Here is a 10639-nt window from a genome sequence, read left to right on the forward strand (position 1 = left end):
CCAAGGTACACATCAAAACTTACACGAGACTAGGCGATGAAATCACGATAAACGAAAGTCAAGAAAACGTAAAAATCTTTGCGGCTAAGAATGTGGGAATAGAGAAAGGCAGCCAAATCAACGCCTACCTACACAGCCAAGCGGGTATAGATATCAAAAATGCAGATGCCAGCAAAAAGACGACCATCAACGGTATTCTAATCGCCACCAAAATAAAGTCGGGCGGCAATGTAGTACTCAAAGGCCAACCGACTGACTGTAGCAATACGCCAGCCGTAGCAAGTAAAGAAGATAGTTTACTAGCCAAAACAGACGAGGCAACAACCGAAACGCTAGAAGAAATCAGCAAGGAACCAAGCACCGAAAAAATCACCTTCGGCCCGAATCCGAGCAGTGATTTTGTAAATATAAATTTACCAAACATCAGCCAAACACAGATTGTAAAAGTCAACATCAGAGACACCCAAGGCAGACAAGTAAGCACCCAAGAGGCCAAAGTAAGTCCAAACAAAACGGACCTACAAGTAGACCTCAGAAAACTTCAAGTCGGTCTGTACCTGATAGAGCTAAACACCCCAAGCAACAAAAACACTATCAAAGTGCAAGTATTAAAGTAGTATTAAGATTTATTAAATGTGAAACACATCTTGAGACTTTCGGGATGTGTTTTTTTTGTGGGAAATTGACCAATTGTATCTACGACAATGACGAATCTCATTTTTTTGTAATGAGTATATGACTTGCTTTGAATAAACAAAACAAGTACAATAATGGAAACCAAAACATATTTTTTTGACTTACATGCAGACCATGTAGAATGGCTGAAAGCACTGGATTTTTACGCTGATGAATTACTTATTTTTAAGAACAGACTAGCCGAAGTAAGTGTCAAAAATACTTCGAGCGAAATAAAAAAAGAAGTTGAAAAATATCAGAATAAGTTTATTATTCAAAAGAATGAAATTGATAATCTGAAACACTATATTCATGGCTCTGAACGTGATATGGAAGAGGAAATCAAGAAAAATCCGGTGGCTATAGATCATAGAAAAACTACTGAAAATCTTGAAATTCGAGATAAAATGGAGATGTTTGCTAAACTTTTTGCTGATTTAAAAGAGGAATTCAACGAGTTTGTTGGAAGAAATCTCTAATGTTAACATAATGAATAGGAGGCAACGAAATTTGTCTCCTATTTTATTTCATGCTTTCAGTCTAGATTCGAAATAATGGAATTTTAACATCATAATTATTTTTTCTTGTTCCTTTATTAAGACTTATTTTGTTTAAATTCAAACTCTTTTTGGTTTTGTGTCTCCAAACCATCCAACGCCAATGTTTGTGTCCTCACAAACTTATATACTTCCAAATTTTTCGTCCTCACAAACTTGTCAACACCTCCCCCACAAACTTCCAAATTACTCTCATCAATTTTCTGCCACTAATTCCTTATTTTTGCAAATTATTAATTTTTGGTTCAGCGAACTCAACAAATGGAAATTTCAAAAACATATAGTCCGAAAGAAATAGAAGATAAGTGGTATGCTTATTGGGAAAAAAATAAATTCTTCAAATCCACACCCAACAAAGACAAAGAACCTTACACAATAGTCATTCCGCCGCCCAACGTAACAGGGGTATTGCACATGGGCCACATGCTCAACAACACCATACAAGACGTGCTCATTCGCAAAGCCCGTATGCAAGGCAAAGAAGCTTGTTGGGTGCCTGGAACTGACCATGCCTCTATAGCTACTGAAGCCAAAGTGGTAGCCATGCTCAAAGAACAAGGCATCAACAAGGCGGATTTGACCAGAGATGAATTCTTGAAATATTGCTGGGAATGGACCGAAAAATATGGCGGAATTATCCTGAAACAATTACGTAAACTAGGGGCCTCGTGCGACTGGGATCGTACCCGATTCACGATGGAAGAAAATCTCTATGATGCCGTAATTGACGTTTTCGTGGATTTACATCAAAAAGGTGATATTTACCGGGGCTACCGAATGGTAAACTGGGATCCACAGGCCAAAACTACGGTTTCTGACGAAGAGGTAATCACCAAAGAAATGCCATCTAAATTGGTGCATATCAAATATATCGGTGATGACGCTGAGGTTATCATAGCTACCACCCGTCCGGAAACTATTATGGCTGATTCAGCTATTTGCGTACATCCAGAAGACGAACGATATAAAAACCTGATTGGAAAAAAAGTAAGGATTCCGCTTATTAATAGAGAAATCACAATCATTGCGGACGAATATGTGGAGATGGAGTTCGGGACCGGTTGTTTAAAGGTTACACCCGCCCATGACCAAAATGACTTTGCTTTGGGCGAAAAGCATAAATTAGAGGTAATCGATATTCTTACGGATGACGGAAAACTCAACGAAAAAGCCCAAATTTTAGTTGGTGAAGACAGATTTATAGCTCGTAAAAAAATCATCAAAATGTTAGAAGAATCTGGCAATTTGGTGAAAGTCGAGGAATACAAATCCAATGTAGGTACCTCAGAAAGAACGGGTGCTGTTATAGAGCCTAAAATCTCATTGCAATGGTTCCTGAAAATGGAGCGTGTGAGCAAGCCTGCCCACGAAAACGTGATGAATGACACCATTCAGCTGATTCCACCAAAATTCAAAAATACTTATAACCACTGGATGGAAAACGTGCGTGACTGGTGCATCAGTCGCCAGCTTTGGTGGGGACATCGTATTCCGGCGTATTACTTGGCAGATGGAACTTACATTGTAGCGAAATCCTTGGAAGCTGCCGTTGAAATTGCCAATTCGCAACAAGGCAAAAATGTTACCGCCGCTGATTTCACCCAAGACGAAGACGTATTAGATACATGGTTTAGTTCGTGGCTTTGGCCAATTTCTGTTTTTGACGGTTTCAAAGACCCAAATAATCCAGACATCAATTATTATTACCCAACAAACGATCTTGTTACTGCTCCAGAAATCCTTTTCTTCTGGGTAGCTAGGATGATTATTGCTGGTTACGAGTACAAAGGCACTTTTCCTTTCAAAAACGTTTACTTGACAGGAATTGTAAGAGATAAGCAAGGCCGTAAAATGTCCAAATCTTTAGGCAATTCGCCTGATCCTTTGGATTTGATAGATAAGTTTGGTGCAGATGGCGTGCGTACAGGAATGCTTTTCAGTTCGCCAGCAGGCAACGACTTACCTTATGATGAAAAATTAGTAGAACAAGGCCGAAACTTCTCCAACAAAATGTGGAATGCATTTAGATTGGTGAAAGGTTGGAACGTGGCTTCGACTCCGCTCAGCCACCAAATCGACTCCGCTCAGGGAACGCTCAGCCACCAGTCAAACACCCCCGCTGGGGGCTGGGGGGCTGCATGGTTCCGCTCAAAGCTCAACGTAGCCATAGCAGAAGCCCTCGATCACTACGACAAATTCCGTATGTCAGATGCCCTTTTGGTGACTTACAACTTGATTTGGAATGACTTCTGTTCGCAATATCTTGAAATGATTAAGCCCGCTTATGTGGATGGACAAAGCTTGCCAATAGACCAAGAAACATACGATGCAACACTCGGGTTTTTCGAAGAACTAATGCGTCTCGTTCACCCTTGGACACCATTTATTTCAGAAGAAATTTGGCAAAATATTCAAGAAAGAGCAGAAAATGAATCCATTTGTATTCAGGAATTCCCCAAAGGTGGAGAGGTAGATACTAAAATATTGGCCGATTTCGAAATTTTATTTGAATTGGTTTCGTGGGTACGTAATACCCGCCAATCAAAACAAATGTCGCCAAAAGAGGCTTTGCCATTAAGCATCAATACCCAAGACGCTACCAAATATGCTCATTTGGAGGACTTAATGAAAAAAATGGCCAACCTTTCAGAAATCACATTTGTGAGCACTTCTGTTAAAGGAATGAGTTTGGTAATAAAAGGAGACGAATTCGGAATTGATTTAGGTGAAAATCTGGATGTAGCAGCAGAAATCGAGAACCTCAAAAAAGAGCTCGAATATACCCAAGGTTTTAAGAAATCTGTAGAAGCAAAACTCGCCAATGAACGCTTCGTAGCCAATGCAGCACCTGAATTGGTACAGAGAGAAAAAGACAAACTTGCCGATGCAGACGCCAAGATTAAAGCGATTGAGGAGTCTTTACAAAAATTGGCCTGACTTTAATAGTCTTTGAAATAAGATATTTTAAGGTAAACAAAAGGATTTTCTATTGAGGGGAGCTTTCGATATTGAGAGCTCCCTTTAATTTTGATTAATCCAAATTTATCCATTTTTAGAAGAAATCTTAAAAACCTGTCGGTTACTTTTTTCTTCTCCACAAAAAGCTTAGTTTTGGATATGGAAGCATTTTGGCTTTCGTATTTAAAACTTCGAACAAAATAAATGTCATCAACAAATCATGAAGGCCTTCGCCGCGAAATCGGGGTTTTAGGACTGGCAGCCAATACGCTCAACCGTACCATCGGAGCTGGAATTTTCGTTTTACCTGCATTTGTGGCCAGTTTTCTGGGCGAAACAAGCATTTTAGCTTACCTTTTTTGTGGTTTCTTGATGATGCTCATCATGCTCTGTTTTTCAGAGATCGGCAGTAAAATAACGTCCACAGGTGGAGCCTACGCCTATATCCATGCCGCTTTTGGGCCTTTTGCTGGTTTTTTGGCCAATACCATGTTTTGGTTTGTAGGTATCTTGGCCGACGCTGCCATAGCCAACGCCATGGCCGATATGCTCAGCATTTATTTTCCTTCTTTCTCAGAAATTATCATACGAGCAATTTTCTTTCTTTTCGTTTTCGGGTCTTTCGCTTTAGTCAATGTCTTGGGTGTCAAGCATGGCGACAATATGGTCAAAATCAACACGCTCATTAAGGTAGTTCCCTTGATTATTCTAATTGTCGCAGGTTTCTGGGGTACTTCTATGGAGAATTTAAAGTGGCATTCTTTGCCCTCCATTTCAAAATTAGGTGAGGCCTCTTTGTTGCTATTTTTTGCCTTTGCGGGTGGTGAGGCATCCTTAAATGTCAGTGGAGAGCTAAAAAATCCGCAAAAAGTTGTTCCCTTAGGAATACTCTCAGGCATGGGTGCGGTGGTTTTGTTTTACATTCTGATTCAGACGGTCTCACAAGGCGTACTCGGGGCTGACTTGATCAAGTTCAAAGAAGCTCCTTTGGCTGCTGTAGCCAACAAAGTGATAGGTTCATTTGGTTCTACCCTCATGTTGGCAGGAGCGGTTTTCTCCATGTTTGCCGCATTAAGTGGTTCAGTTTTGTCTTATCCCAGAGTGATATTTGCAGGAGCAAATCGAGGTTGGATGCCAAAAATAATGGCCAAGGTTCATCCTAAATTTGCTACGCCATTTGTGGCCATCATCAGCTATGCTGCATTAGATTTTGTCTTTTCGATTTCTGGCGGCTTCAAACAGTTAGCCATCATTGCCAGTGCTTCACTTCTTGTGGTTTATTTTGGTGTTGTAGCCGCTACCATCAAACTCCGATTACAGGAAAAAGGCAAGACAGAAGGTTTTAGATTACCTTTTGGCGTGGGTATTCCTATTTTGGCAGCCATTTCCATCTTGTGGTTTTTGTCCAATTTAGCACTGAAAGAAATCACTAGTTTGGTTATTTTTCTGGGCATTTTGTCTGTACTATATTTACTTATTGTGTATTTCGGAAAAAGAAATAACAATCAGGTTTGATCCATGTTGATAAGTATATTCGTTTGTTCTAGAGACAAAATCAGCATAAATGAGGCCTATCTTTTTAATCATAATTTTATTCTTTTTTTCATGCGAGACCTCCTCGCAAGACTTAAATAATCAAAACAATACCATGTCGAACGGTTTGTCATACTTGGCTTTAGGCGATAGTTATACGATTGGTGAAAGTGTCACTGAGGATCAAAGATGGCCGGTGCAATTGACCAAAAGTTTAACTTCAAATGGTATTGCGGTTTCACAACCGCAAATAATCGCCAAAACGGGTTGGACCACCGATGAATTAAAAGCAAAAATTGTTTCTGAGAACATTACCAAAAAGTATGACTTGGTTTCTCTATTGATTGGTGTAAATAACCAATATAGGGGCCGAAGTGTGGAAGAATTTAGAAAAGAATACATTGATTTATTAGAAACCGCCATTCAATTTTCCGGCAATCAACCACAACATGTATTTGTTGTTTCGATCCCCGATTGGGGGGTTACACCTTTTGGAATAAATAGTCCCAAAAAGTCTATATCAGAGCAAATTGACCTATTTAATGCTATAAAGAAAGAGGAAACCGAAAAGCGAGGAATCCTTTTCATTGACATCACACCTATTTCTCGCCAAGCTTTAAACGACCCATCGCTCATAGCAGAAGATGGTTTACACCCATCGGGAAAAATGTACCAGCTTTGGACAGAGAAAATAGTACCAGAACTCCTGAAGAAATTAAAGCCATGAGCCACCAAGACGAATTACAAAAAAAAGCACTCGAACTAGATAAAAAGGACAAGCTCGCACACTTCAGAGAGCAATTCGAAATTGGAGAAGAAATATATTTAGACGGAAATTCTCTCGGACGATTGCCAAAAAAAACTGTTGGCCTTATCTCGGAAATAACGCAAATTCAATGGGGAAAACGTCTGATAAGAAGTTGGAATGAGCATTGGATGGAGCTTCCCAGCAAGGTTGCAGCCAAAATAGCCCAGGTAGTTGGAGCCCAAGCAGATGAGATATTTGTAGGTGATAGTACCTCCATCAATTTCTACAAGTTGGCTTTTGCGGCACTTAAATTTCAAGAGACCAAAACCAGAATCATCACCGACTCGCTCAATTTCCCGACGGATATTTATGTTTTGCAAGGATTGATTGAACAACAGTTTAAAAATCATTCTCTTACAATAATTCAAAGTGCCGACGAACAACGAATTTCAGATGAAGCAATTTCAAATGCTTTAGATAACGAAACGGCTTTATTGACCCTTTCCCATGTGGTTTTCAAAAGTGCTTACATGTATGACATGCACAAAATCAACCACTTGGCCCATCAAAATGGTGCTTTGGTATTGTGGGACTTGAGCCATTCAGCAGGTGCTGTAGAGGTCAACCTCAATGAATCTGGTGCTGATTTAGCCGTAGGCTGTACATATAAATATCTCAATGGTGGCCCAGGAGCACCAGCATTTTTATATGTCCGAAAAGACCTGCAAGAGAAACTTCATAATCCCATTTGGGGATGGTTTAGTCATCAAAAACCCTTTGATTTTACTTTAAATTACGAGGCCAAAGCTGATATTCAGCGTTTCTCAGCCGGCACACCTTCGGTGCTGTCATTGGCAGCCATAGCGTCTGGCATAGACATAAGCCTCGAAGCAGGCATGAAAAATTTAAGGGAGAAAAGTGTTTCTCAAACCAACTACCTGATAGAATTGATCGAAAATCTTCTGACTCCTATTGGATTTACAATTGCTTCACCGACCAATTCCAATGAAAGAGGTTCCCACATTTCCATCCAACACCCAGAAGGCTATCGAATAAACCGAGCCATGATAGAACCCACTAACGATTCACCCGTAATCATACCCGACTTTCGCCCACCCAACAACATACGCTTGGGCATAGCACCTCTTTACAATACCTTTGAAGAAATTTTTCGGACCATAATTAGAATCAAAACTATCGTTGAAACTCGGGAGTTTGAGAGATTTGGTGGGGAGAGGTTGGAGGTGGTTTGAGGGAGGGGCTTACTTTGAACATTATTAATCCGTAAAAACTTGAAAAGGTGTGGATTTAATAATTTTTTGAAGGTGGATTTAGTGCTTTCCTATAATACTGAAGACTTTCGCCTTCTTGAAACTACGATTCTTTCACCATTCACCATCATTATCTGATGCAATCCGTGTCGACACTCTACATCTGTTATGTAGGTTGGATTTATTAAATGTTTACGACTTACTCTCAAGAATCCTTCAAGTTTTTCTTGATGTCTCAATAAAGTAAAACTAGATAAATATTTCTTTCCGTTTACGAGATGAAATTCTGTGTAATTAATATCCCCTCGTAGAAAGAGAATTTCTTGTGGCTGTGGAGTTTTTTGGGAAATCATGGTTCTAATTATTTGGATTGAAAATAATAAAAAAAACTTTTTGGGTTACATAATGAATCAAAGCTAGTAGTTTTCAGGTAAGGGTTCAATACCCCAAATGGGGTATTTTGAAAGATGCAAATTTTCTGTTTAGAATTCTTGGCAGCGAAAGACATTAGACTAAGTATATAGTAATCAATATTTTACAAATAGAGCAGTATCGAATTTTACATATAAAGATTTCAAATTAAGTGTTTCGAACACATAAAATTCGGACCTACTAAGTCTCTAATTTTGTAACAATTCTTAAGATTTAAGACTTAAGTACTTCTATTAGTTCAGGAACATTCGAAACAGACAACTTCGTATAAATATTTTTACGATGCGTTTTTATTGTATGGTAACTAAGGGTCAGTTTTTCGGCAATTTCATGATTATTTAAACCTTTACAGATTTCATTTGCCACTTCTAATTCTCTTTCACTAAGATGATATTTATCCCCAAAAACGTTCATTTTTTGACTTGATTTATTATCCACAATTTTTAAAAAACAGCTACCACCTTCTAACACCGATTGAATACCACTGAATAAAACATTTGGATCACTATCTTTTAACAAATAACCATCCATTTTGGACTCTTTGGCTTGTTTTAGAAAAACAGCGTGCTCGTACATCGTTAGAATTATTATTTTAATATTTCCAAACTCACTTTTGAGCTTTTTGCCTAATTCTATGCCGTTTAAACCATTGAGATTAATATCCAATAAAATGACATGCGGAGAAATGAATTGAATTATTGAGGTAATTTCGTTTAAATCCGTGACGGGTCCCGTTACCTCATAGCCACTTTCCTTCAGTAAAAGCTCTTTCAGGCCCAAGCCAAACAACAAGTGATCATCAACAATTAATATCTTAATTTTTTGCATGAGGTATTTCTAAAATGACCGTTGTTCCCTTATTGTTTGAATCAAAATTCAAACTTCCGCCGAGGTTTTTTGCTCTCGAATGCATGTTTTCAATTCCCAAACCTTCTGGAAGGCTGTTTATATCAAATCCATTACCGTTGTCCTCCACAATAAGTGTCAAATCTTCATCATTTTGAATTAACTGTACCATCACTTTTGAGGCACCACTATGTTTATGGATATTTTGAACAGTTTCTGAAAGTATCCGATAAACATTTAATGCATCTTTCGAACTCAAATTTACACCTTTTGTACGCTCAAAAAACTCAAATTGGATTCTATCAGAGCTGTTATTTCTAATAAGTTCATGGATAGAATCTATCAAGCCTATCTTTTCAAAATCTGGGGGCATTAAAGCATGTGAAATACGTCGCAAATCATCCCCTGATTTTTGAGCCAATTCCCTGATTTTTATTTCATCTTCGGGGTTAAGCAATTTTGACAATTTTGAAAAAACAATATGCTTAAGACTCGCCAAAGTACCACCCAAATCATCATGAAGGTCTCTAGCTATACGTTTTTGTTCATTTTCTTGTATCTCAATTCTTGATTCCAACATTTCTAATTCGGCCTTCAATAGTTTCTTTTGAATTTGCTTGCTCAAATATCTTTCTCTAAAAATCAAGGCAAAAAGTATATAGAGCATCTCTACACAAATAGAGATCCTGAAAGCTTCAAAAAATTGATTCGGTACTTCCATGATTCCAAAAACATTGGTTAAGCCTTCAATCATACCTGTGGTAATCAAAGGCATGGCCATAAAAAAGTAAATTCGAGTCAAGAAACTCCTTCTGAAGTTTGAAATCAAACTCCAGATAAGATAGAAAATAGTGGTAAGAAAAAATGCGAGTTTTAAATATAACAAAGGCTTTATGGCAGACCAAGTAGGAAAAAAAGACACAAAAATGGTACAAACAAAAAGTACATCAATTAGAGATGAAATTGCCTTATTTCCATATTTTCTGTCTGGATCTATAAACGAAGTACCAAAACGTACAAAAGTATAGGTACTTATAAAAACAAAAATATTAACGTAGTAATTAATAATAACCGGCTGATTATTAGTAAAATATGCCGGTGAGGAAATTCTGACAGTATAAAAAATAAAGAAATTGACGGCATAAATAAGATATAGAACTAACCCGTTGTGCGGTTTAAATAAATAGAAAAAGGTTGTACATATAACTGAAATTCAGTAACTTAAAGAAATAACGACAAATCTTTAATATGTACAACCTGAAAGCAAATTACGACAAAATATTGCCAATAGTCAAGTTGGCCTTGAATGAATTTTTATTACCTGATGGTAATTTTAAGACTTACAAGAATAAGCCAAAATGGTCTGATATTGAGGTAGTTACACTATCCATTTTAGCTGAAACTATTAGCTTGGATTCTGAAAATTGGATGTTTTCAAAATTGAACAATGATTTATTGATGATATTTTCCGAGTTGATAGATAGATCAAATTATAATCGTAGAAAAAGGAGGTTAAGTGGGTATATAAATTCTATTTCTGAATGGGTGGCTCAGCAGATTGATGGTGAAAATAGGAAAGTAATTTTAGACTCAATTCCACTTCAAATTTGCATGAATCC

The 10639-nt window shown here is 37.9% G+C and carries 9 protein-coding genes and 1 pseudogene; 7 read left to right on the forward strand and 3 right to left on the reverse strand.

Annotated features, from left to right (window positions below; all coding sequences use genetic code 11):
- From EGI31_RS13745 to kynU, 6 genes are all read left to right on the forward strand, one after another.
- Nucleotides 1-617 (forward strand): T9SS type A sorting domain-containing protein (locus EGI31_RS13745; protein ID WP_255037803.1); only part of this gene is annotated, 617 nt, incomplete at its 5' end.
- Nucleotides 618-770: 153 nt separating this feature from the next.
- On the forward strand, nt 771-1154 hold the full coding sequence (locus EGI31_RS13750) for a hypothetical protein (protein WP_255037804.1): 384 nt from the start codon (nt 771-773) through the stop codon (nt 1152-1154).
- A 339-nt stretch (nt 1155-1493) separates the two neighbouring features.
- Nucleotides 1494-4169, forward strand: a complete 2676-nt coding sequence (locus tag EGI31_RS13755) for a valine--tRNA ligase (RefSeq protein ID WP_255037805.1) — start codon at nt 1494-1496, stop codon at nt 4167-4169.
- Nucleotides 4170-4394: 225 nt separating this feature from the next.
- A complete protein-coding gene (locus EGI31_RS13760; protein ID WP_255037806.1) occupies nt 4395-5705 on the forward strand; it encodes an APC family permease in 1311 nt (436 codons plus the stop codon).
- 133 nt (nt 5706-5838) lie between these two features.
- Entirely contained in the window at nt 5839-6450 is a 612-nt protein-coding gene (locus tag EGI31_RS13765; protein WP_255037808.1) for an SGNH/GDSL hydrolase family protein, read from the forward strand.
- Nucleotides 6402-7724 carry a kynureninase gene (kynU, locus tag EGI31_RS13770; RefSeq protein WP_255037809.1) on the forward strand — a complete coding sequence of 441 codons (1323 nt, stop codon included), beginning with the start codon at nt 6402-6404 and terminating at the stop codon, nt 7722-7724. The genes EGI31_RS13765 and kynU overlap by 49 nt, the downstream gene beginning before the upstream one ends.
- Before the next feature lie 89 nt (nt 7725-7813).
- Here kynU and EGI31_RS13775 read toward each other — a convergent pair whose 3' ends face one another.
- The 3 genes from EGI31_RS13775 to EGI31_RS25410 all read right to left on the reverse strand — a co-directional run bounded on the left by EGI31_RS13775 (nt 7814) and on the right by EGI31_RS25410 (nt 10233).
- Nucleotides 7814-8095: a LytR/AlgR family response regulator transcription factor gene (locus tag EGI31_RS13775; protein WP_255037810.1), complete on the reverse strand. Its 282-nt coding sequence runs from the start codon at nt 8093-8095 to the stop codon at nt 7814-7816.
- Between the two features lie 292 nt (nt 8096-8387).
- Nucleotides 8388-9002 carry a response regulator transcription factor gene (locus EGI31_RS13780; RefSeq protein ID WP_255037811.1) on the reverse strand — a complete coding sequence of 205 codons (615 nt, stop codon included), beginning with the start codon at nt 9000-9002 and terminating at the stop codon, nt 8388-8390.
- Entirely contained in the window at nt 8989-10233 is a 1245-nt protein-coding gene (locus tag EGI31_RS25410; protein ID WP_374760687.1) for a sensor histidine kinase, read from the reverse strand. Before EGI31_RS25410 ends, EGI31_RS13780 begins: the two co-directional genes overlap by 14 nt.
- Nucleotides 10234-10268: 35 nt before the next feature.
- On the opposite strand from EGI31_RS25410, the pseudogene EGI31_RS13790 reads away from it, so the two are divergent.
- A pseudogene (locus EGI31_RS13790) lies at nt 10269-10639 on the forward strand (IS982 family transposase); the annotation flags it as partial.

Origin of the sequence: Lacihabitans soyangensis, assembly GCF_024343775.1 — a bacterium.
Taxonomy (GTDB): Bacteria; Bacteroidota; Bacteroidia; order Cytophagales; family Spirosomataceae; genus Leadbetterella; species Leadbetterella soyangensis.

Bases quoted from the DNA above. Each gene is read 5' to 3' on its own strand.
- EGI31_RS13750 (WP_255037804.1), top strand. From the start codon at position 771: ATGGAAACCAAAACATATTTTTTTGACTTACATGCAGACCATGTAGAA.
- EGI31_RS13760 (WP_255037806.1), top strand. From the start codon at position 4,395: ATGTCATCAACAAATCATGAAGGCCTTCGCCGCGAAATCGGGGTTTTA.
- EGI31_RS13755 (WP_255037805.1), top strand. From the start codon at position 1,494: ATGGAAATTTCAAAAACATATAGTCCGAAAGAAATAGAAGATAAGTGG.
- EGI31_RS13765 (WP_255037808.1), top strand. From the start codon at position 5,839: ATGTCGAACGGTTTGTCATACTTGGCTTTAGGCGATAGTTATACGATT.
- EGI31_RS13775 (WP_255037810.1), bottom strand. From the start codon at position 8,095: ATGATTTCCCAAAAAACTCCACAGCCACAAGAAATTCTCTTTCTACGA.
- EGI31_RS13780 (WP_255037811.1), bottom strand. From the start codon at position 9,002: ATGCAAAAAATTAAGATATTAATTGTTGATGATCACTTGTTGTTTGGC.